Origin of the sequence: Fundidesulfovibrio magnetotacticus, from assembly GCF_013019105.1 — a bacterium.
Taxonomy (GTDB): Bacteria; Desulfobacterota; Desulfovibrionia; order Desulfovibrionales; family Desulfovibrionaceae; genus Fundidesulfovibrio; species Fundidesulfovibrio magnetotacticus.
This window is the reverse complement of the sequence record NZ_BLTE01000003.1, coordinates 200,945-221,993: the sequence shown is the minus strand read 5'-3', so window position 1 is coordinate 221,993 and position 21,049 is coordinate 200,945. Positions and strand designations below refer to the sequence as shown.

17 protein-coding genes are annotated in these 21,049 nt (G+C 67.9%); 9 read left to right on the top strand and 8 right to left on the bottom strand.

Annotated features, from left to right (window positions below; genetic code table 11):
• The first annotated feature begins 40 nt into the window (after window positions 1–40).
• Window positions 41–1,306 (top strand): EAL and HDOD domain-containing protein, encoded by a 1,266-nt coding sequence (locus NNJEOMEG_RS05315; protein WP_173082035.1) that lies wholly within the window; start codon window positions 41–43, stop codon window positions 1,304–1,306.
• Window positions 1,307–1,433: 127 nt separating this feature from the next.
• Here the strand turns inward: NNJEOMEG_RS05315 and NNJEOMEG_RS05310 are convergent, their stop codons facing one another.
• The 7 genes from NNJEOMEG_RS05310 to NNJEOMEG_RS05280 form a co-directional block, all read right to left on the bottom strand.
• Window positions 1,434–2,441, bottom strand: coding sequence for an ABC transporter ATP-binding protein (locus NNJEOMEG_RS05310; protein ID WP_173082033.1), 1,008 nt, complete (start codon window positions 2,439–2,441; stop codon window positions 1,434–1,436).
• The gene (locus NNJEOMEG_RS05305) at window positions 2,438–3,418 is read right to left on the bottom strand and encodes an ABC transporter ATP-binding protein (RefSeq protein ID WP_173082031.1); all 981 of its coding nucleotides are present in this window, start codon (window positions 3,416–3,418) and stop codon (window positions 2,438–2,440) included. Before NNJEOMEG_RS05305 ends, NNJEOMEG_RS05310 begins: the two co-directional genes overlap by 4 nt.
• Window positions 3,419–3,423: 5 nt before the next feature.
• Window positions 3,424–4,356, bottom strand: a complete 933-nt coding sequence (locus tag NNJEOMEG_RS05300) for an ABC transporter permease (protein ID WP_173082029.1) — start codon at window positions 4,354–4,356, stop codon at window positions 3,424–3,426.
• Window position 4,357: 1 nt separating this feature from the next.
• Window positions 4,358–5,335: an ABC transporter permease gene (locus NNJEOMEG_RS05295; RefSeq protein ID WP_173082027.1), complete on the bottom strand. Its 978-nt coding sequence runs from the start codon at window positions 5,333–5,335 to the stop codon at window positions 4,358–4,360.
• 428 nt (window positions 5,336–5,763) lie between these two features.
• On the bottom strand, window positions 5,764–7,314 hold the full coding sequence (locus NNJEOMEG_RS05290) for an ABC transporter substrate-binding protein (protein ID WP_173082025.1): 1,551 nt from the start codon (window positions 7,312–7,314) through the stop codon (window positions 5,764–5,766).
• 421 nt (window positions 7,315–7,735) lie between these two features.
• Window positions 7,736–8,188, bottom strand: coding sequence for a CreA family protein (locus NNJEOMEG_RS05285; RefSeq protein WP_173082023.1), 453 nt, complete (start codon window positions 8,186–8,188; stop codon window positions 7,736–7,738).
• 171 nt (window positions 8,189–8,359) lie between these two features.
• The gene (locus tag NNJEOMEG_RS05280) at window positions 8,360–11,197 is read right to left on the bottom strand and encodes a bifunctional diguanylate cyclase/phosphodiesterase (RefSeq protein WP_173082021.1); all 2,838 of its coding nucleotides are present in this window, start codon (window positions 11,195–11,197) and stop codon (window positions 8,360–8,362) included.
• A 351-nt stretch (window positions 11,198–11,548) separates the two neighbouring features.
• Here NNJEOMEG_RS05280 and NNJEOMEG_RS05275 point away from each other — a divergent pair, with 351 nt between their 5' ends.
• The 6 genes from NNJEOMEG_RS05275 to NNJEOMEG_RS05250 all read left to right on the top strand — a co-directional run bounded on the left by NNJEOMEG_RS05275 (window position 11,549) and on the right by NNJEOMEG_RS05250 (window position 17,894).
• Window positions 11,549–11,971: a universal stress protein gene (locus NNJEOMEG_RS05275; protein ID WP_173082019.1), complete on the top strand. Its 423-nt coding sequence runs from the start codon at window positions 11,549–11,551 to the stop codon at window positions 11,969–11,971.
• Between the two features lie 13 nt (window positions 11,972–11,984).
• The gene (locus tag NNJEOMEG_RS05270) at window positions 11,985–13,100 is read left to right on the top strand and encodes a YeiH family protein (RefSeq protein ID WP_173082017.1); all 1,116 of its coding nucleotides are present in this window, start codon (window positions 11,985–11,987) and stop codon (window positions 13,098–13,100) included.
• A 13-nt stretch (window positions 13,101–13,113) separates the two neighbouring features.
• On the top strand, window positions 13,114–13,512 hold the full coding sequence (locus NNJEOMEG_RS05265; RefSeq protein WP_173082015.1) for a biotin/lipoyl-binding protein: 399 nt from the start codon (window positions 13,114–13,116) through the stop codon (window positions 13,510–13,512).
• Window positions 13,512–13,955: a universal stress protein gene (locus tag NNJEOMEG_RS05260; RefSeq protein WP_173082014.1), complete on the top strand. Its 444-nt coding sequence runs from the start codon at window positions 13,512–13,514 to the stop codon at window positions 13,953–13,955. Before NNJEOMEG_RS05265 ends, NNJEOMEG_RS05260 begins: the two co-directional genes overlap by 1 nt.
• Window positions 13,956–14,092: 137 nt before the next feature.
• Complete coding sequence (locus NNJEOMEG_RS05255; RefSeq protein ID WP_173082013.1) at window positions 14,093–16,477, top strand: c-type heme family protein; 2,385 nt, start codon at window positions 14,093–14,095, stop codon at window positions 16,475–16,477.
• Window positions 16,470–17,894: a sigma-54-dependent transcriptional regulator gene (locus tag NNJEOMEG_RS05250; RefSeq protein ID WP_173082012.1), complete on the top strand. Its 1,425-nt coding sequence runs from the start codon at window positions 16,470–16,472 to the stop codon at window positions 17,892–17,894. Before NNJEOMEG_RS05255 ends, NNJEOMEG_RS05250 begins: the two co-directional genes overlap by 8 nt.
• 149 nt (window positions 17,895–18,043) lie before the next feature.
• On the opposite strand, the gene NNJEOMEG_RS05245 is transcribed toward NNJEOMEG_RS05250, so the two are convergent.
• Complete coding sequence (locus NNJEOMEG_RS05245) at window positions 18,044–19,342, bottom strand: EAL and HDOD domain-containing protein (RefSeq protein ID WP_217270481.1); 1,299 nt, start codon at window positions 19,340–19,342, stop codon at window positions 18,044–18,046.
• A gap of 317 nt (window positions 19,343–19,659) precedes the next feature.
• On the opposite strand from NNJEOMEG_RS05245, the gene gpt reads away from it, so the two are divergent.
• Together gpt and NNJEOMEG_RS05235 are read left to right on the top strand one after the other, a co-directional pair.
• Complete coding sequence (gpt, locus tag NNJEOMEG_RS05240) at window positions 19,660–20,154, top strand: xanthine phosphoribosyltransferase (RefSeq protein ID WP_173082010.1); 495 nt, start codon at window positions 19,660–19,662, stop codon at window positions 20,152–20,154.
• Window positions 20,155–20,295: 141 nt separating this feature from the next.
• Window positions 20,296–20,787, top strand: coding sequence for a DinB family protein (locus tag NNJEOMEG_RS05235; RefSeq protein ID WP_173082009.1), 492 nt, complete (start codon window positions 20,296–20,298; stop codon window positions 20,785–20,787).
• Window positions 20,788–21,049: the final 262 nt, after the last annotated feature.

Here is a 21,049-nt window from a genome sequence, read left to right as displayed (position 1 = left end):
GGGGGCTTTTCGGCTGGCGGCTACATCCTGGGGAGCCATCATGCATCGAACATTCCATGGTCCCGGCCACGCCGTGGACCTGTTCATGGCGCGACAGCCCATTTTCTCCAAGGATCTGGACGTGTTCGCGCACGAGCTCCTGTTCCGCAAATGCGAAGGCGACGTCTGCGCCCTGATCACCGATTTCGACGACGCCACCAACCAAGTGATCGCCGACGGGTTCGCCCTGGCCACCAAGGGCCTTGGTCCTCGCGAGAAAATCTCCGTGAACGTGGGCTACGACAACATCCTCTCGGGCTACGTGCTGGCGCTGCCTCCCGAGCGCACCATCCTTGAGGTGCCCAGCGACATCCAGGCGGACGACCGTTTCTTCAAGGCCTGCGACGAACTCAAGGAAAAGGGCTACTGCTTCCTGCTGGACAACTTCACCCCCACCTGCAAGGCCAGGGAGAACGGCATGGTCCCCCTGGCGGACTTCATCAAGGTGCCCGTGGACTCCTCCACCGGCCGCGAGGTGGCCAGGCTGAAGAAGGAGCTGGGCGCCTGGCGCGGGGGGCTCGTGGCCTCGCGCATCGAGAGTTGGGAGGCCTTCGAGGGCTGCCGGTTCCTGGGCTTCAACTACTTCCAGGGCTATTTCTTCTCGCACCCCAAGGAGATCGCGGGGAAGAAGCTGCCCTCGCTCAAGGCGGCGCGTCTGCGCCTGCTCAAGGTGCTCTCCGACGAGGAGGCGAGCCTGGGCGCAGTGGTGGACGCCCTCTCCACGGACCAGGCCCTCAGCGTGCGCCTGCTCCAGTTCGTGAACTCGGCCGCCTTCTGCATGCTCGACGGCAAGATCGACTCCCTGGCGCGCGCGGCCTCCCTGGCCGGGCTCGACGCCATCCGCAAGTGGGCCACCGCCGCCGTGCTCTCGGACCTGGACCCCAGCGGCAGGGGCCGGGAGCTCTCCCTGCGCACCCTCAACGGGGCGTTCTTCCTCTCCCGCCTGACCGATGCGGGGCTGACGCCCGGCACGGCCGGGGACACGCTCTTCCTGCTGGGCCTTCTGCGCAACGTGGACGGGCTCATGGACATGAAAATGAAGGACATCCTGGCCGACATGCCCCTGGACGAGTCCCTCAAGAAGGCCCTGCTGCGCGAACCGCGCGAGCCCCTGGCGCGCTACGTGGCTCTGCTGGACCGCATCGACGCCAACGACTGGGACCACGCGCGCGGGCTCTTCAAGGCCCTGGGCATCGCCCCGCGCCAGGCGGCCAACGCCTACCTCAAGGCCGGGGAGGACACCCACGCCCTGATGAGCCAGATCTAGCGGCGGACGCCCGGGACTGCCCCGGGCGCGCACGCGAGTTACCCCAACGGCGAAGCCCCCGCGCATCTTGCAAGATGCGCGGGGGCTTCGCGTTGAAAGGCTTGCCGAGCCGGGCGCGCCAGCCGCGCTACACCCAGCCCTCCTCCACGCCGTGGCAGGCGGTGAGGCGGCCGTCGCCCGCGTCCAGGGCCTTGGGCACGTCCATCCGGCAGCGCTCGCGGGCGCTGGGGCAGCGGCCGTGGAACACGCAGCCGCCGGGCAGGTGGATGGGCGAGGGGATCTCCCCGGTCAGGCGCACGCGCTTGGCCGGGTCCGCCCCCAGGCGCGGGATGGCCGAGAGCAGCGCCCGCGTGTAGGGGTGGCGCGGCTCCTCGAAGAGGGCGTCGGCCCCTGCCAACTCGCAGAGGCAGCCCAGGTACATCACGGCCACGCGGGTGGAGATGTGGCGCACCACCGAGAGATCGTGGCTGATGAAGAGGTAGGTGAGCCCGCGCTCGTCCTGGGCCTCCATGAGGAGATTGAGGATCTGGGCCTGGATGGACACGTCCAGGGCCGAGATGGGTTCGTCGGCCACGATGAAGTCCGGGTCCACGGTCAGGGCGCGGGCGATGGAAACGCGCTGGCGCTGGCCGCCGGAGAATTCGTGGGGGTAGTTGCCCGCCCAGGCCGGGTCCAGGCCCACCTGGCGCATCACCTGGGCCACGCGCTCGCGCACCTGGGCGTCGGAGAGCCCTGGGAAGTGCATGCGCACGGGCTCTTCCAGGATGGAGCGCACGGTGAGCCGGGGGTTGAGCGAGGCGTAGGGGTCCTGAAAGACCATCTGCATGCGTTTGCGGTAAGGGCGCATGGCCTTGGGCGTGAGGGTGTCGATGCGCTCGCCGTCGAACCAGACCTCGCCCGCGCTGGGGGCGTGCAGGCCGATCACGGCCCGGGCCAGGGTGGACTTGCCGCAGCCCGACTCGCCCACCACGGAGAGGGTCTCGCCTTTGGCGATCTCGAAGCTCACGCCGTTGACGGCCTTCACCACGGTGCGTCGGCGCACCACCCTGCCGGACTCGAACTTCAGCTGTTCCAGGAAGCCGCCGGAGATGTCGAAGCGTTTCTCCAGGTTCTCGATGCGTACCAGGGCGCTCATGCTTGGGCCTCCTCGCGGGTCAGGTGGCAGGCCACGGCGTGGTCGCGCCTGGAGATCAGGGCCGGAAGCTCGGTGCGGCACACGTCCTTCGCGCTCTGGCAGCGCGGATGGAAGGGGCAGCCCGGCGGGATGTTGGTGAGCCCGGGCATCACCCCGGGGATCTGGTTGAGCCTGCCCCGGCGCGACTGAAGCCCAGGCAGGGCCGCCAGCAGCCCCTGGGTGTAGGGGTGTCGCGGCGCGCGCACGATGGCCTCGGTGGGCCCCATCTCCACGATGTGCCCGGCGTACATGATGGCCATGCGCTGGCTCACCTGGCTCACCACGCCCAGGTCGTGGCTGATGAGGATGAGCCCCATGCGCTCGGACTCGCAAAGCTCCAGGAGCAATTCCATGATCTCGGCCTGGATGGTCACGTCCAGGGCCGTGGAGGGCTCGTCCGCGATGATCAGGGCCGGGTCGGCCAGAAGCGAGATGGCGATGACGATGCGCTGGCGCATGCCGCCGGAGAACTCGTGGGGATACTGCCGGAGCCTGCGCTCGGGAGAGGGAATGTGCACCTTGGCCAGCTTGGCCACGGCCAGGGCCTCGGCCTCGGCCTGGGAGATGCTTCTGTGGGCGCGGATGGTCTCCACCATCTGCTGGCCCACGGTGAGCACGGGGTTGAGCGTCATCATGGGGTCCTGGAAGATCATGGCCACGCGGTCTCCCCGGATGGAGCGCATGGCCTCGGGGCTGAGCTTGGAGAGGTCTCGCCCCTCGAAGAGCACCCGGCCCCCGCTGATGCGCCCCGGGGGGCTTATCAGGTTGATGATGGAGAACCCCGTGATGGACTTGCCCGCGCCGGATTCCCCCACCAGACCAAGGCGTCCGCCCCGGTCCAGCTGGAAGCTCACTCCCTTGACCGCCTGGTAGTCGCCCGCGCGCAGCGCGAAGGTGACCTCCAGGTCTTCCACCTTGAGAAGGGTTTGGTCCGCCATGTCCGCTATCCCTTCTTGTAGAGCTTGGGGTTGAGGAAGTCGCGCAGCCAGTCGCCCAGGAGGTTGATCACCAGGATGAGCACCACCAGGAGCACGCCGGGGAAGGCGGTGATCCACCAGGCCCCGCTGAAGATGTACTCGAAGCCCGTCTTGATGAGCGAGCCCAGCGACGGGCGCGTCACCGGCATGCCCAGGCCCAGGAAGGAGAGGGCCGCCTCGCTCATGATGGCCCCGGCCACCTGCACCGTGGCGATGACCAGCACCGGCGAGAGCGTGTTGGGCAGGATGTGGCGGAACATGATGCGCAGGGGCGAAAGCCCGATCACGCGGGCGGCCTCCACGTATTCCTTGCGCTTCTCCGCCAGCACCGAGGCGCGCACCGTGCGCGCCACCTGGGGCCACTCGGCCAGGCCGATCACCAGCACCAGGATGGGCACGGCCATCTGCTCGCGCAGGGCCAGGGAGTGCCTGCCCAGCAGCACGTCCACCAGCACGGAGATGATGATGGCCACCATGAGAGTGGAGAACGAGAGCTGCACGTCGGCCATGCGCATGAGGAAGGCGTCGGTCTTGCCCCCGGCGTAGCCCGCCGTGAGCCCGAGCACCACGCCGATCAGGCACTGGAGCATGGTGGCCCCCAGGCCGATGATCAGCGAGGTGCGCATGCCGTAGATCATGGCCGAGAGGAGGTCGCGCCCCTGCTGGTCGGTGCCCAGGAGGAAGTTGGAGCTGCCCTCGGCGGTCCAGGCGGGCGGGGTGCGGGCGTCCAGCACGTCGATGTTGATGGCGTCGTACACGTCGTGGGGGGCCGCCACGGGCGCCAGCAGGGCCACGGCGCACAGGAAGAAGAGCACCAGGGCGCAGCCCATGGCCACGGGGTCGCGCAGGAAGCGGTAGAGAAACCACGAATCCTTGAAGGCTTTCCAGCTGACGGTCACGCTATTTCCTCCCCGCCACGCGGACCATGGGGTTCACCAGGCCGTAGACCAGGTCCACCACGGTGTTCACCACCACGAAGATGAGCCCCACCACCACCAGATAGGCCACCAGGAGCGAGGTGTCCGCGCGCTCCACGGCCTGGAGGAAGATGAAGCCCATGCCCTGCCACTGGAACACCGTCTCCGTGAGGATGGTGAAGGCGAGCATGGTGCCTATGCGCACGCCGCCCACGGTGATCACGGGGAGCAGCGTGTTCTTGAAGGCGTGCACGAGATAGATGCGCCACAGGGGCAGGCCCTTGGCGAAGGCAAACTTGACGTACTCGCTCTGGAGCACCTCCATCATCTCGGAGCGGATGAGCCGGATGAAGAGCGGCAGCGTGAGCGAGGCCAGCGAGATGGAGGGCAGCACCATGTGGCGCAGGCCGTCCCACGTGAGCAGGCCCGTGGACCAGAAGCCCAGCACCGTGACCGTCTCGCCCCGCCCGAAGGAGGGCAGCCAGCCCAGGAACACGGCGAAGATCCAGATCATGATGATGGCTATGAGGAACACCGGGATGGAGACGCCCACGATGGAGGCCCCCATGATCACCCGCGTGAGCGCGCTGCGCGGCCGGATGGCCGCGTAGATGCCCAGGGGCAGCGAGAGCGCCAGCACCCAGAGCACGGCGCAGAAAACCAGCTCCGCCGTGGCCGGGAACTTCTGGAGGATAACGCTCAGGGCGGGCTTGCCGAACATGTAGGAGATGCCCAGGTCGCCCCTGAGGGCGTTGGTGACGAAGCGCAGGTACTGCTGCGGCAGCGGGTCGGCGAGGCCCAGCTTCACGCGCAGGGCCTGGCGCTCCGTCTCCGAGACCGACTCGCCGAGCAGGTCGCGGATGGGGTCGCCGATCTTGTGCTGCACGGCGAAGCAGACCAGGCTGATGATGGCCATGACCAGCATGGCCTGGCCCGCCCGGCGGACGAAGAACGCGAACATGGCGTCGTGTGACCTCCCTCACCGATTCCGGGCGCGGCCCGGTGCGCGAACGAAAGCGCCCGAAGGCGCATGGCCCCGCGCGGCGCGGGACCTGGAACGATTGCCTACGGCGCGGCGGCGCGCCCCAAGGCCCGGCCTGCCCGGCCCAGCCCAGGCGGCGGCCGCTCCCGTGCGCCCTGTCGGGTTCCGGCCGGATGCGGAACCCGACAGGGCGGACCTGAACGGACACAACGTCTTCAACTCTTCCGCCAAGGGTTGGTTTCCCCGGCGCGGTGGCCCAATAGCCGATCCCGGGCCGCTGGTCCAGGGCCGGGCGCAACACGAGCGCCGCGTTTGCTTGCGCCCCCCAGTTCAGGCCCGGGAGCGGGCTCCCGGGCGGGAACTGGAAAGAACGCGGGGGCCCAAGGCCCCCGCGGCGGATGCGTCGTCTACTCGATGACCAGGTCGCCCAGGTAGAGGAAGTTCTGCTGGTTGATGCAGGTGTCCAGCTTCACGTTCTTCTTGGCGGCCCAGGAGAGGGGTTCGAAGTGCAGGGTGATGGTGGCCCCGTCGTCGTAGGCCATCTTCTCGGCGTCCTGAAGGATCTTGTTGCGCTTCTTGAGGTCGGTCTCGGTGGAGGCGCTCATGACCAGTTCGTCGAGTTTGGGGTTGCAGTAACCGGCGGAGTAGGCGCCCCAGCCCTTTTCCTTGTTCTCGCAGAAGAGCAGGAACTCGAAGAAGTTGGCGGAGTCCTCGGTGTCGGGGTGCCAGCCGACCATCTGCAGGCTGGCCTGGCGCTTCTGGAACTCGGGCCAGTACTGGGCGATGGGCATGGTCTTGAGATCGACCTTGATGTTGATCCTGGCCAGCATGCCCGCCACGGCCTCGGCGATCTTGTCGTCGTTGGTGTAGCGGTTGTTGGGGGCGATCATGGTGACGGTGAAGCCCTTCTCGAAGCCGGCTTCCTTCATGAGCTTCTTGGCCTTCTCCAGGTCGAAGCGGGGCTTGAGGTCGGGGTTGAAGCCGGACATGCCCTTGGCCGAGAGCTGGTTGGCGGGCACGGTGAGCTTGTTCATGATCTTGTCCACGATGCCGGCGTTGTTCACGGCGGCGATCACGGCCTGGCGCACGCGCACGTCCTTGAACTCAGGCTGGGCGGTGGGGTTGAGGCCGATGGTGATCACGCGGGTGGAGGCCATGTTCACCAGGGCGAGGTTCTTGTCCTGCTTGATGAGGTCCTGGTCCTGGGGGTTGACGGGGTTGATGAAGTCCACGTCGCCCGAGAGCAGGGCCGCGGTGCGGGTGCCGGGGTTCTTGATGGGGGTGAGGATCACCTGGGTGACGTTGCCCTTGGTCTTCTTGTCCCAGTGGGCGGTGTTGCGCTCGAGCACCATCTTCACCTGGGGCTCGTAGGAGACCACCTTGAAGGGGCCGGTGCCGGAGGCGTTGGAGTTGGCGAACACGGGGTCGGTCTTGGAGATGAGGTCCTTGTCCTTGCCCTGGGCGTCCTTGCCCGAGTAGAACTTGGAATCCATGGGGAAGATGTAGGTGAGCAGGTTCAGCGCCAGGGGCTCGGGACGGCTGAAGGTGAACTCCACCGTGTTGTCGTCGATGGCCTTGGCTTCCTTGAAGGCGTCGTAGAGGGCCTTCCAGTCCGGGGCCTTGCGGGCGCGCTCGAAGGTCCAGACCACGTCGGCGGCGGTCATGGGGTTGCCGGAATGGAAGGTGACGCCCTTGCGCAGGGTGACGCGCAGGGTCAGGGGGTCCTTCTGCTCGATCTTCTCGGCCAGGCGGTTCTCGATCTTCATGTCCTTGGTCCAGCGGACGAGGGGATCGAAGACCCATTCGGCGTAGGACAGGAGGTTGCCGGAGAGCTGGCTCATGTAGTCGAGGCGCGGGGGGTCGGCGTCGAGGGCCAGTTTCAGGGTCTTGGCCTGGGCGTTGACGGCCATGAGGCCCGCGAGCGCCAGCGCCGCCAGGAGGGCGAGGGACTTCTTCATGCGATCATCTCCTGTCGTTTGAGGTGGTTGACGGCCTGGGGCCGTTTGATCCGTCTCTGAGCGACCAAAAACGTTTCCTGATAGTCTTTTTGCCGTCACTTGGAAAGGGACGCAGGCCAACCCCTTGAAGGTTTGACTCTTTTGTTGAGATCTTCGCACACCACACCTTTCGGTAGGGATTGATTCCTCCAAAGAAACGACCGATCCCCCAGGCGACTGAATCGCCCCCTCCCCGGCACGAATGGTCCGCTCAGAGGCCTGCGGCAGGCGCGCGCCCTGTCCGAGCGGTTTACTGAGGCCGTGTCGGCAATTGCGTAGACAACCGCACGAAACACTCCCGTCGCGGTATGATAGGACGCCCTCGGGGCCGTCCCTCGTCCCGTCCCGCGCCCGTCAGGGTGGGCGGTCGGTCCGGGAAGGCTCACGGGCGCAGCACCACCGTGGAGATGGCGTTCTTGGGCGAACCGTCGATGACCTTGCGGCTGATGGCCAGGTAGACCAGCGTCTTGCGCTTGGGGTCCACGATGCGGGTGATGGCGGTGTCCTTGAAGAGCAGCGACGTGCCCTCGGAGAACACCTTGCGAGACTTGGGCAGCTTGTCGGGCATGTCGCAGGGGCGGGTCTGCACGCACTCCAGGGAGAATTCCGAGGGGTCTTCCGCCAGGCCCACGGCCCCGGACACCCCGCCCTTGCGGGCCTGGCTCAGGTAGCAGGTGACGCAGGGCACGTCGGGGTCGTCGAAGGCGTAGACGCACACCTTGTGGTTGGCCCCCAGGAGCTTCCACTCGGTGGTCAGGCAGTCCAGCTCCTCGGCCTGGGCGGGTGCGGCGAAGAGGATCGCGAGGGCCAGAATGGTCAGGATGCGTGCGGACATGAAAACCTCCTGCGGCGGGATGCCGGTGTGCACGTCATAGACGCTTCCGGCTCCCGCGTCGAGGCCCGGGGCTGCCTGCGCGCGTGCGGCCCCCGCGAAGGCCCCGCGCCGTCGCCGCGCGCGAACCGGTCGGCCAGCCTGCCGGGGCGGCTCTCCGGGAGCCGCCGCACCTCACCCCTGCCCGGCCAGGCGGATGAGGCGCTCGGCCGAGGCGGCGTCCACGGGCGGCGAGAAGAGGTAGCCCTGGGCGGAGAGGCAGCCCAGGGCCGCCACGCTCTCCAGCTGTTCGCGTGTCTCCACGCCCTCGGCCACCACGTCCAGCTCCAGGTTGCGCGCCAGCGACACGATGGTGCGCACGATCTCGCGGTTCTCGCGGGCGTCGCCCTGGCCGGAGACGAAGGAGCGGTCGATCTTGAGCCCGTCGATGGGGAAGCGCTGCAGGTAGGAGAGGGAGGAGTAGCCGGTGCCGAAGTCGTCCACCAGCAGGTGCACGCCCAGGTTCTTGAGCTTGCCCAGCTTGTCGCCCGAGGTCTTGGCGTCGCGCATGATCACGCTTTCGGTGATCTCGAGCTTGAACAGATGCGGTGGGATATGGTGGGCCGAAAGGCCGAGGCGGATGGACTCCACCAGGTCCGTCTGGCGGAACTGTTTGCTGGAGATGTTGGCCGTCATGTAGAGCGAGCGGGCCTGGGGCAGCAGCTCCCGCCAGCGGCCCAGGCGCAGCATGGCCTCGGCCAGCGCCCACTCGCCCAGGGGCTCGATGAGCCCCGTCTCCTCGGCCAGGGGGATGAAGCGCGCCGGGGGGATCATGCCCAGGGTGGGGTGCTTCCAGCGCGCCAGGGCCTCGAAGCCCTGGAGCACGCGTCCGGGCAGGGAGTAGATGGGCTGGTAGTGCAGGGTCAGGTCGCCGTTTTTCAGGCCCTGACGCAGTTCGTTCTCCATGCGCAGGTTTTCCACGGCCAGGGCGTGCATGCGCCGTGTGAAGGCCAGGCGGTCCTTGCCGGACTCCTTGGAGCGGTACATGGCGATGTCGGAGTCGCGCAGGATGTCCTCGGCGGTGGTGTAGCCCTGGGTCTTGAGCACGATGCCGATGCTGGCCCCGCAGTAGACCTCGTTGCCGGAGATGGTGAAGGGCTTGTCCAACACGTGGCGGATGCGGTCGGCCACGTCGATCACCTCGCGGGAGGTGGCGAACTCCTCCAGGAGCACGGCGAACTCGTCGCCGCCCAGGCGGGCCACGGTGTCCACGGAGCGAACGCAGGACTCCAGCCGCCGGGCGATGCCCTTGAGCAGGATGTCCCCCGCCAGGTGTCCCAGGGAGTCGTTGATGCGCTTGAAGCGGTCCAGGTCCAGGAGCAGCACGGCGAAGTTGTAGCCCATGCGCCGCTTGGAGCGTTCCATGGCGCGGTTGAGGCGCTCGGTGAAGAGGTTGCGGTTGGGCAGGCCGGTGAGCCCGTCGTGGAAGGCCTGGTGGGTGAGCTGGTCCTCGAAGCTCTTGCGCTCGGTGATGTCCTCGTAGATGTAGTAGATGCCCTCGATGCGCCCGCCCAGCTCGATGGGGTAGCCCAGCACCGAGACGGGGATGAGCGTGCCGTTCTTGGCGCGGCGCACGGTCTCCTTGGAAACGAAGCGCCCGGCGTTCACCTGGGCGTTGAAGCTGGCGGCCTCGGCGGCCAGGTGTTCGGGCACGATGAGGTTGCGGTTGAACTCGCCCGCCACGTCCGCGCTGGGGTAGCCGAAGAGGCGCGTGAAGGCGGGGTTCACGTTGAGCACTCGGCCCTCAGGGCTGAGCAGCACCATGGCCTGCGGGGAGCTCTCGAAGAGCAGCTTCAGGTGGGCGCGTTCGCGCTCCAGGGCGGCTTCGGTGCGCTTGCGCTCCGAGATGTCGCGCACCACGGCGGTGAGGAAGGTCTCGCCGTGGGCGTCGAAGCGGTTGAGCGAGACCTCGGCGTGGAACCACGCGGCGTCCTTGCGCTGGTGCACCCATTCGATCTTCTGGGGCGCTCCGGCCAGGGCCTTGTCCAAGAGTTCGCGGGCCACCTGCCCCGAGGGACGTCCGTCGGGCTGCACGGGCGGCAGCAGGTTCTCCAGGCACAGCCCGGGGATTTCGTCCTCGTCGAACCCGAAGAGTTCGCGGGCGCGCAGGTTGGTGCTCACCACGGCCGTGTCCTTGAGGGTGAGGATGCCGTCGGAGGCCGACTTCACCAGGGAGCGGTAGCGCTCGCTGCTGGCCTTGAGGGCCTCCTCGGCCTCGCGCCGGGCTGTGACGTCGGTGACGGTGCCTTCGAAGAAGTCCAGGCTGCCGTCCGGGCGGCGGACCACGCGCGCGTTCTCGCTGATCCAGATGACGGAGCCGTCCTTGCGGCGCACGCGCGACTCGAAGTCGCGCACCTCCCCCGCGGCGGTGATGGCGCGGATGAAGTCGTCGCGACGCCCGGGGTCCGCGTAGAGTTCGCGCTCGATGTCTCGCAGCGAGTTCATCAGGTCCTCGGGCGAGTTGTAGCCGTAGATGCGCGCCAGGGCAGGGTTCACGACGATGTAGCCGCCCCCGGGCGTGGACTGGAAGATGCCCTCGGCGGCGTTCTCGAAAAAGGCCTGGTATTTGTCCTGGGCGCGGCGCAGGTCCTTTTCGGCGTCGCGCAGTTCCTGGAGGTCGTTGTAGACGGCGAAGAACCTCTCCTCGCCGGAGCGCCCGGAGGCCGGAAAGAGCGTTACGGCCACCTGCACGTGGCTGCCGTCGCTGCGCCTGCGGGTGGTCTCCAGGCGGCCCTTGCCCCCCCGGCGGACGCCCTCGGCCAGGGTGGCCACCTCGTTCTCGCGGCCGAGGGGGATCACCAGCCCCAGCAGCGGACGGCCCTCGATCTCCTCACGGCGGTAGCCGAAAAGGCGCTCGAAGGCCTTGTTCACCTTCAGGGCTCTGTCGGCCGCGTCGATAAGGCACACGGCCACGGGAACCTCCTCGAAGAGGCTCAGGAAGTTCTCTGCATCGAAAGTCTGCCCGCCCGTCATCGCTTCTCCCCGGGATGGGGCCCCACACTGCCTCCATCCGCCACCAGATTGTAGGAACAACTCGGACGAAGATCAATCTTAACGTTTCTGTCAAATCAAACGCCAGCGCGCGGCAGGTGCTAACGCGCGTTGGCGTCCACAGCCCGGCCGTTGGCGGTTCCCGTGCTCTGTACCAAGAATAACCACCGGAATAACTGACTTTCCTATTCGCCACTCTGCTGGCACGTCTCGTGCTAATGCGGGGTTGGCCTCACCGGCTCCCGGCTGATGCAGCGCGCCGCCCCACGCCAAAAAGACCGGCGCGGCAAAATCGGCGCGACGTTCCGCAACACGGTGCAAGGAGGGATAACGATGCAGGTGCTCGTGGCCCACGACGGTTCGCCCCAGGCGGGCAAGGCGCTGGAAGAGGCGGCCAGGATCGCCTCGAAATTTTCGGGCGGCATCACCATCGTCACAGTGGCCCCGGACGTGTGCATGGGCTCGGAGGAGCTTTCCCCCGAGGAGTGCTCCCTGGTGGCGCGCTCCCTCTCCGCCGAGGCGGAGGCCCGGGCGCGCAAGGCCGCGCAATCGCTCAAGGCCAAGGGGATCGAGGCCCAGGTGCTGGTGCGCGCCGGGCGCCCCCCGGAGCAGATCGTCGAAGCCGCCCGGGAGACCGGCGCGGATCTCATCGTGATTGGCAGCGTGGGCAGGCACGGGGCAGCCAGGCTCCTCCTGGGCTCGGTGTCCTCGAGGGTGGCCGAGCTTGCCGACGTCAACGTTCTCATCGTCAAATAAGGAGTCGTAGGAAATGGAAGACAAACGCGGGGCCGGCGCGCTCCTGGCCATCGTACCCGGACTGGCGCTGATGATCGCCACGTTCCTCTTCGCCCAGTGGCTCGAGGGTTGGCTCAAACCCTTCACCGTGTTCGGCTTCCCGGAGTTTTTCGGGCGGGTGCTGAACCTCAACTACATCATCATCTCCATCATCATGGGCGTGCTCTACCGCAACGTGCTGTTCAAGGGCACCATCCCCAGCTGGGCGGCCGACGGATTCCGCACCACGCGCCTGTTCATCAAGACCGGCGTCATCATGCTGGGCTCCATCTACACCCTGGGCGGCCTGGCCAAGCTGGGCCTCCAGGCGGCGCTGCTCATCTCGGCCTTCGTGTTCGGCACGGTGATCTTCGTGATGTGGCTGGGCAAGATCCTCAAGATGGACCGCTCCCTGGTGGGCGTCATGGGCGCGGCCTGCGGCGTGTGCGGCGTCTCCGCCGCCGTGGCCACCAGCCCCGGCGTGAAGGCCAAGCCCGCCGAGGTGGCCCTGGCCATCGCCACCATCCTGGGCTTCGGCGTGATGACCATGTTCATCTCCCCCTTCCTGGGCAACCTCCTGAAATTCTCCGACTACCAGTACGGCGTCTGGGTGGGCACGGGCATCCTGAACTCCGGCCAGGTGCTGGCTTCCTGCCTGGCCTTCAACCCCATCGTGGCCCCCGGCACCGCCGTGGCCTACGGCGAGCTGTGGAACGTGATGCGCGTGATCATCATCCCCTTCGTGGTGTTCGTGATCACCGTCTGGTACTGGAGCGGCAACAAGGAAGAGGCCGGCGGGCAGAACATCAGCCTTCTGGAGATCCTCAAGTCCAAGTTCCCCATCTTCGTGCTGGGCTTCGTCGGCATGACGGTCCTGTCCTCCCTCGGCCTCCTGGGCCAGGAAGGCTCCGAGACCTCGCACCTCCTGCGCACCCTGATGCAGTGGATCTTCGGCATCGGCATGGTGGGCCTGGGCGCGTACATCGACTTCGGCGAGATCAAGGCCGCGGGCGGCAAGCCGCTCATCGTGGGCCTGGTCGCCGGCACCACAAAGTACGTCCTTGCCCTCTTCATGACCCTCTACTTCATCTCCAAAGACGCGCCTTTCTAGGGAGGGACCGCACATGTCCGCCGCAGAGAAGAAACAGAAACTCACCGTCTTCAAGACCGACCGGCACGAGGACCTGGGCGCGTGCGCCTTCGCCGCCCTGGTGGTGGTGTTCGTCCTGGTCTACATGGCCTTCTTCCTGAGCAAGGTGTCCATCAACGCCCCGGCCGAGGGCAAGCTCCTGGAGATGAAGGTCGCCGTGGGCGACACCATCTCAGAAGGCCAGCCCCTCTACGTCTACGAAGTGAAGAAGAAGAAGTACGTGCAGGGCGAGGTCCAGGAGACCGTGGCCAAGGAGACCTTCAAGTCCAAGACCCCCGGCAAGGTGCTGGAGCTCAAGAAGAAGCCCGGCGACTCCATGAAGCGCGGCAACGCGCTGCTGGTGGTGGAGCACGTGAAGGGGACCCTGCCGTAATGCGCGTGCTCCTGGCCCTGGACGAATCCACCCAGGCCATGGACGAGGCCGTGAGGCTGTGCCGCGAACGCGGCGCGGCCCTCACGGCCCTGTTCGTGCTCGACGGCAACTGGAGCGACTACACCGGGCACGACTGGCTCTCGGGCTCCACCGTGCGCGGGGCCTACATCGAATACGCAGGCCAGGAGGACATCAAGGACTCCGAGCGCCTGGCGGCCGAACTGCGCGCCCGCGCGGGCGACCTGCCCCTGGAGGTCAAACTGGCCAACGGCGTGGTGCGCGAGGAGATCCTCAAGGAAGCCGAGACGGGCGGCTACGACCTGCTCGTGATGGCCCACCCCTTCTGGCGCGGCACCGCCACCGTGCGCGACACCGCCCGCGACCTCCTGGGCAAGCTGCCCTGCTCGCTCCTTCTGGTGAAGACGCCCCCCCACGACATCTGAGCGGCGGCGCGCCGGACCGGAACCAACCGGACCGGCGCGCCCCCGGACCGCCCGAGACCGCCGGACCGCGCGGTTGACACCCCCCCGGACCGGCACCTATTGCTGGGCCGGGCCTGCCCGGCCCGGCCAGAGGCCCCATGAAGAAAGCCAAGCTCAAGACCATGCTCGTCATCCGGCTCCTGGCCGTGACCCTGGGCATCGGCCTGGTTTTCGGCGTCTCGCTCAACCACTATCTGCGCGTGCTCCTGGAGACCGAAGTGGCCGACAAGGCCCAGATGGTGCTCTCCCACGTGCTGGCCATCCAGACCTACGTCCGCGAGACCCTGCGCCCCACCATGTACGAGACCCTGCCGCCGGACTCGTTCGTGATCGAGGCCATGTCCACCTCCTACGTCACCCGCAAGGTGCTCTCGGACCTGAACACCGCCAAGGACAAGTACACCTACCGCCGCGTTGCGCTGGACCCGCGCAACCCCGAATACGGCGCGGACCCCCGCGAGGCCCAGCTCATCGCCCACTTCCGCGAAAACCCCGACGAGACGCAGATCAGCCGCTACTACACCGAGAACGGCGAAGAATACTTCATGACCGCGCGCCCCGTGGTCTTCGAGGAAGCCTGCCTCTCCTGCCACGGCAGACCCGCCGACGCGCCCAAGGTGCTCCTTGCCCGCTACGGCGACCAGCGCGGCTTCGGACGCGTCGAAGGCGAGGTGGCAGGGCTCGACAGCATCATCATGCCCGTGGAGAGCGAGGCCGCGGCCATCAACCGCGCCGTGTTCAACTACATCCTGGTCTTCGCCATGGGGACGCTGCTCATCATCGGCGTCAACCACCTCTTCTTCGACCGCATGACCGTGGTGAACATCGGCCGCCTGGCCGCGCTCATGCGTTCGCGCTTTCCCGCCGAGGCCGGGCGCACCCTGGACAACGCCCCGCGCCGCGAACGCGACGAGATAGAGGGCATGATCGAAGACATGGAGCGCTTCGCCGACCACCTGCGCGACGCAAAGGAACAACTGCGCGACTACGCCGCCAACCTGGAGGCCAAGGTGGCCGCCCGCACCGCCCAGGCCACCGCCGAGGCCGAGGCCCGGGGCGCGGACGTGGCCCTGTTTCTCCACGTGCTGGAACTTTTCGTGAAAGGGGCCGACCGCGCGCGGCTGCTCGACGAGGCCCTGCGCGCCGTGGCCGGGCGCTTCGAGGCGCGCGCCGCCGGGTTCTGCTGCTTCTACTCCATGAACGTCCACGCCTGGCCCCAGGGCGCGGCCCGCTGCCCCAACCCCGATCAGCAGGGCAGGCTCCTGGAGGGCGAAAGCGTCTTCTCCCCCGGCCAGGCCTGGGCACCCGTGCTCTCGGCCGGGTCGGTGCGCGGCGGCCTCTGGATGGGCTGGGACGGCCAGACCACCCTGGAAGGCCCCGGGCGCGAGGTGTTCAAGGCCGTGGGCCGCCAGCTCTCCATCGCCCTGGAGAACCTGGAGGCCATGGAGAACGTGCTGCGCCAGAAGGCCGTGCTGGAGTCCATCTTCGAGGGCATCGCGGACCCCCTCTTCCTCATCTCCAGCACCGGCGAGGTGCTCCACGCCAACGAGGGCGCCCAGACGCTCCTCTCCGGCCTGGGCGGAGGCTCCGGCGCGATGGGCTTCGCCGCGCTGGCCGCCGAGTGCGCCAGCGGCCGGGGCGAGGCCATCGCCCGGGAGGCCGTGCTGCCCGACGGGCGTTCCCTCACCCTGCGCGCCTACCCCATGGACCGCCTGGCCGGCTCCGGCCGGGCCATCGTCTACGCCCGCGACAACACCGCCGAAAAGACCATGCTCGCCAAGCTCCAACAGAGCGAGAAATCCATGGCCATGAGCCTCCTGGCCGCGGGCATGGCCCACGAGATCAACAACCCCCTGGGCGTGATCCTCTGCTACGCCCGCCTGCTCTGGGACGACGGCCAGAGCCCCCACGCCCAGGACCTGGACATCATCATCCGCCACACCCTCCAGGCCCGCAAGGTGCTGGAGGACCTCATGCGTTTCGCCCGCCCCCGGCACGAGGCCCAGGGCGCGGCCAGCCTGGCCGAGTCGGTGGAGTTCATCGCACGGGTGTTCCGGGGCAAGGCCCTGCGCAGCGCCACGGCCATCGAGGTCTCGCTGCCGCCGGACCTGCCCCCCGTGCTGGCCAGTTCCTCGGCCCTGGAGCAGATCCTCACCAACCTGCTGCTCAACGCCCTGGACGCCATCGAGGAGGCGGGCGACGCCGGGCAGGGGCTGGTGCGCATCGGCGCGCGGCTCGACGCCGGGGCCTCCGAGGTGGTGCTCACCGTGGCCGACAACGGCCCGGGCATCCCGGAGGAACACCTGCGGCGCATCTTCGACCCCTTCTTCACCACCAAGAGCGTGGGCAAGGGCACCGGCCTGGGGCTGGCCGTGGTCTACGGCCTCGTGCGAGACCTCGACGGCGCCGTGGACGTGAGCAACGACGGCGGTGCCGTGTTCGCCATCCGCCTGCCCCTGGCCCCGGAGACACCCGATGACTGAAGACTTCTCCAGCGACGCCATCCTGGTGGTGGACGACGAGGCCACCTTCGCCAAGGGCATCGCCCGGCTCCTCCAGAAGGGCTTCCCCGCCCACACCGTGCTCGTGCGCGACAGCGCCGCCAAGGCCCTGGAGGCCCTGCAGGAGCGGCCCTGCGCCCTGATGATCACCGACGTGCGCATGCCCGGCCAGGACGGCTTCGCCCTGCTGGAGCAGGCCCTCACCGTGGCGCCCGCCCTCACCGTGGTGATGCTCACCGGCTACGGCAGCGTGGAGGCCGCCGTGAAGGCCCTGAAAAGCGGGGCCTACGACTTCCTGGCCAAGCCCGTGGACCAGGACGTGCTCTTCCGCTGCGTGGCCCGCGCCCTGGACCGCGCCGCGCTCATGCGCGAAAACAGACGGCTGCGCCAGGCCGCCGGAGCGTGCCCGCGCGGCCAGTCCATCATCGGCGAGAGCCCGGCCATGCGCAGGCTGCTGGGCGAAATCCAGGCCGTGGCCCAGAACGACTACACCGTGCTCATCCAGGGCGAATCGGGCTCGGGCAAGGAGCTGGTGGCGCGCACCATCCACGCGCTCTCGCGGCGCGGGGCCAACACCATGGTCAGCCTCAACTGCACGGCCGTGCCCGAACACCTGCTGGAGAGCGAGCTCTTCGGCCACGTGAAGGGGGCCTTCACCGGCGCGGCCCAGGCCCGGCAAGGGCTCTTCCTGGCCGCCGACGGCTCCACCCTGCACCTGGACGAGATCGGCGACATGCCCACCCACGTGCAGCCCAAGCTCCTGCGCGCGCTCCAGGAGAAGGAGGTGCGCCCCGTGGGCGGCAGCGAGGCCATCCGCGTGGACGCCCGCATCCTGGCCTCCACCAACCGCCGCCTGGAGGCGCGCATGGCCGCCGGGGAGTTCCGGGAGGACCTCTACTACCGCCTCAACGTGCTCACCCTCCACGTGCCGCCCCTGCGCGAGCGCTCCCAGGACATCCCCCTGCTGGCCAGACACTTCCTGGCGCGCACCTGCGAGGAACTGGAGACCGGAGAAAAGGAGCTGACCCCCGACGCCCTGGACTTCATCAAGGCCAGGAACTGGCCGGGCAACGTGCGGGAACTCTTGAACTTCGTGCGGCGCGCGGCGGTGTTTTCCAGCGGCCCCTACATCACCGAGGCCCAGGTGCGCCTGCTGGACGCCCAGGCGAAAAACCCCGGCGCGGCCACGGGCTACGGCAACTACCTGGAGGCCAAGGAGCGCGTGCTGGACGACTTCACCCGCTCCTACGTGCTGGGGCTCATGGAACGCACGCGCGGCAACGTGACCCAGGCCGCGAGGCTTTCGGGGCTGGAGCGGGTGTCTCTGCAGAAGATTCTCAAGCGCCTGGGCGTGGACGCCGCGCGCTTCCGTCCGGCCGGGGAATACGCCGACGAGTAAGCCCTCCGCCTAGGCAGCCCGCGGGCGTCGCGGAGGGCGCGGGGGCTACGGCATCCCGCCCGCCCTGCGCCTGCGCCGGGGCTGCGCCCACCGGCTCCCCATCCGGCGAAGCCGCGCTCCCGGCGCGCTGCGCCGGGCGCCTGGAAGGATCAGCCCGCCTGATCGGCCTGCTTGTGCCCGGGGGCTTCGACCAGTTTGTCCTTGAGCCCGGAGCGGAAGCACTCCCTGGCCCAGCGCGAGGCCTCCAGATAGTCCCTGGCCGCGCCGATGTGGCTCACCTTCTGCTCGGAGAGGATCACGCCCACGTCGCACCAGCGGTTCTGGTCCACGCAGTTCACCAGGTCCAGCCAGGGGCCGAGGGAGTTCCTCTCGCCGGAGAGGGCGGCCTTGATGCGCGGGTCCATGGGCATGGAGGCCACCAGTTCGGCCATGGGCTGGCCCAGCATGGCGTCCAGCAGGGAGAACAGGCCCAGCAGGAACATGGTCTTGGGGGGCACGGGCGAGGCCTTGGCGCGCCCGGCCATCTTTTCCAGGAAGCTGGCGCGGTGCAGGGAGAGGTAGGCCAGTTCCTCGCCCTTGGCGGTGGCGTCCAGGCTGGCCACCAGGGCCATCATGGCCCAGTGCTTGAAGGCGGTGTCGCCCAGGATGGCCACGGCGTGCTCGATGGAGCTTACGGTGCGGCCCAGGCCCACGCCCGGGGAGTTCACGTACTTGAGTAGGCGGTAGGAGAGCAGCGGATCCTTGGCGATGATGGCCGCCATGTCCTTGTAGGAGGAGTTCTCGTCCAGCAGTTTGCCCATCAACTCCATGCGCGTGAGCGAGTTGGCGGAGAGCTTCTTGCCCTTCACCACCTCGGGCCTGCCGAAGAAGGCCCCCTGGAAGAGGTCGAACCCCAGGGCCTTGGAGCCCGCGAAGGCCTCCCAGGAGTCCACGTGGTCCAGCATGGCCCGCACCTTGAAGCCTTTGAGGAACTTGCGTTCCTTGGCCAGCTCCATGGGCGTGAGGGTGGCCAGGTCCAGGATCACCGTTGAGGCGTATTTCAAAAGATGACCGTGCTCTTGGCAGGAGCCCGCGAAGCGCAGGGCCAGGGAGTAGCCGTAGTCCTGGTAGAAGGCGAGGAGTTCCTCGAGGTTCCCGCGTTCGGTCTCCTGGGGGCTGACCACCAGCTCGCAGTAGTCCATGGGCAGCAGGTGCACCTCGGGGGCGTCGAGCATGGGGTCGGGCACGAAGATCATCAGGCGCTCGGAGTCTTCCAGGAGCAGCTGGAGTTCCCCCGCGCCGTCGCTGACCATCCAGGAGAAGGCGTCCACGTCCACGTGGGAGGGATCGTCGGAGACAAGCACGGAGCGTGCCACCACCTCGTAGGCGTGGACCTTTTTCGTCTTGTCGAAAACGGGATGTCTGGAAAGGAAGCAGGCCCCTGCTTCTTCCTGGTTCTCTTCAATCATGATGGCAAGCCCCACGCCCGGTTGTCCGGACAAACATCGTGTGTCAAATCAGACAGTTGTGTATCAATCCTGATACTAGTCTTTCCTTGCTTTGGAATCAAGCGAGAATCGGCCGCGGGCGCACTCACCGCACTCTGCATGAAGACACCCCTCCCGGATGGTGCTTGCGTGGGCCGCTTGCGTGGGGGGAAGCCGCCCTCCACCTGAGTGCACTGCGCACGGAGCAGGCCGAAAACCGCCGGGCGAACGCGCCCCCTTGCGCGCGGGCCGGGCTTGCCCTAACTAGCCCTTGCCCGCACGGGGCGAGGAGGCGCGCCATGTCCGACAACGACCGTTACCACCGCATGTATCCCGTCAGTTGGGACCAGTTGCACCGCGACAGCAAGGCGCTGTCCTGGCGGCTCATGGGGCTCGGCCCCTGGAAGGGCATCTACGCCATCACCAAGGGCGGGCTGATCCCGGCGGCCATCGTGGCGCGCGAACTGGACATCCGGCTCATCGACACGGTGTGCGTGGCCAGCTACGACTGGCAGAGCCAGGGCGAGACTGTGCAGGTGCTCAAGGGCGTGGAGGGCGACGGCGAGGGGTGGCTGCTGATCGACGACCTGGTGGACACCGGGCGCACGGCCAAGCGCGTGCGCGAGATGCTGCCCAAGGCGCACTTCGCCACGGTGTACGCCAAGCCCGAGGGACGCCCCCTGGTGGACGCCTACATCACCGAGGTGAGCCAGGACACCTGGATCCTCTTCCCCTGGGACTCCGAGCCCCAGTTCATCCAGCCCATCGTGAAGACGGCGAAGAACGACGGCTGAGGCCGCCCCGGCACGAGACGGCCCCGCCGGATCGCGCCCGACGAACGGTCGAAGCCCCCCCGTCTGTTTACGCGTCCCGGAGAACCCGGTAGAGTGGCGTCACATCCCATGCCCGAGGGCATGTCCTTGGAGGCGACCGCCATGACGAGCAAGACCGGAGAAGAGCTGGCCCAGGAAATCCGCGACACCCTGGAAGAACTGGTCACGGCCTGCGTCGGCCTGGACGAGGCCGCCGCGTCCCGCGCGCCCGAGGGCCGTTGGACGCCCAAGGAGATCGTCTCCCACCTGCTGGGGCCGGAGCCCGACGTCCATGTGCGGATGCTGCGGCGCTTCCTGGACGAGGACACCCCCACCATCGAGCTCGTGCCCGAAACCACCTGGTTCACGCCGGAGCGGGCGGCCATGCCCCTGGCGCGTCTGGTGGACGAGACGCGGGCGGAATACGAACGCGCGGCCGCCTTCGTGGCCACGCTCACCCCGGAGCAGCTGGCCCGCACGGCGCGCATCCCCCTGCTCAAGGCTTCCCCCCTGGGAGAATACCCCACCCTGGGGGCCTTCATCTCCGGCCTGGGCAGCTACCACGTGGGCTCGCACATCGAGCACCTGCGCGAGGTGCTGGCTGGGAAGGCCTGAGCGGGGCGGCTACGAGCACTCTGCTTTGCCAGGGCACGCACCCCGGCAAGGAGCCCGCACGCTCTCCCCCGCCGTGCTCTTCATCGAACCCGGCAAGGCCTGCGGCGTGACGCTGTTGAACATCCCGGGCTGCAACACGGCGGGGATTTGCTGGAAGAGGCCCTGGAGAACGTCCAGGAAACAGTGGAACTGGCTTTGGAAGGGAGCTGGGGAGAGGCCTGCGCCGTCAGGGGCGGAGCGCTGGAGGGGTGAGGCGGGGTAT

Bases quoted from the DNA above. Each gene is read 5' to 3' on its own strand.
- NNJEOMEG_RS05280 (WP_173082021.1), bottom strand. From the start codon at position 11,197: ATGACGGGCGGGCAGACTTTCGATGCAGAGAACTTCCTGAGCCTCTTC.
- NNJEOMEG_RS05285 (WP_173082023.1), bottom strand. From the start codon at position 8,188: ATGTCCGCACGCATCCTGACCATTCTGGCCCTCGCGATCCTCTTCGCC.
- NNJEOMEG_RS05305 (WP_173082031.1), bottom strand. From the start codon at position 3,418: ATGGCGGACCAAACCCTTCTCAAGGTGGAAGACCTGGAGGTCACCTTC.
- NNJEOMEG_RS05315 (WP_173082035.1), top strand. From the start codon at position 41: ATGCATCGAACATTCCATGGTCCCGGCCACGCCGTGGACCTGTTCATG.
- NNJEOMEG_RS05245 (WP_217270481.1), bottom strand. From the start codon at position 19,342: ATGATTGAAGAGAACCAGGAAGAAGCAGGGGCCTGCTTCCTTTCCAGA.
- NNJEOMEG_RS05250 (WP_173082012.1), top strand. From the start codon at position 16,470: ATGACTGAAGACTTCTCCAGCGACGCCATCCTGGTGGTGGACGACGAG.
- NNJEOMEG_RS05290 (WP_173082025.1), bottom strand. From the start codon at position 7,314: ATGAAGAAGTCCCTCGCCCTCCTGGCGGCGCTGGCGCTCGCGGGCCTC.
- NNJEOMEG_RS05295 (WP_173082027.1), bottom strand. From the start codon at position 5,335: ATGTTCGCGTTCTTCGTCCGCCGGGCGGGCCAGGCCATGCTGGTCATG.
- NNJEOMEG_RS05260 (WP_173082014.1), top strand. From the start codon at position 13,512: ATGCGCGTGCTCCTGGCCCTGGACGAATCCACCCAGGCCATGGACGAG.
- gpt (WP_173082010.1), top strand. From the start codon at position 19,660: ATGTCCGACAACGACCGTTACCACCGCATGTATCCCGTCAGTTGGGAC.
- NNJEOMEG_RS05275 (WP_173082019.1), top strand. From the start codon at position 11,549: ATGCAGGTGCTCGTGGCCCACGACGGTTCGCCCCAGGCGGGCAAGGCG.
- NNJEOMEG_RS05235 (WP_173082009.1), top strand. From the start codon at position 20,296: ATGACGAGCAAGACCGGAGAAGAGCTGGCCCAGGAAATCCGCGACACC.
- NNJEOMEG_RS05310 (WP_173082033.1), bottom strand. From the start codon at position 2,441: ATGAGCGCCCTGGTACGCATCGAGAACCTGGAGAAACGCTTCGACATC.
- NNJEOMEG_RS05265 (WP_173082015.1), top strand. From the start codon at position 13,114: ATGTCCGCCGCAGAGAAGAAACAGAAACTCACCGTCTTCAAGACCGAC.
- NNJEOMEG_RS05270 (WP_173082017.1), top strand. From the start codon at position 11,985: ATGGAAGACAAACGCGGGGCCGGCGCGCTCCTGGCCATCGTACCCGGA.
- NNJEOMEG_RS05255 (WP_173082013.1), top strand. From the start codon at position 14,093: ATGAAGAAAGCCAAGCTCAAGACCATGCTCGTCATCCGGCTCCTGGCC.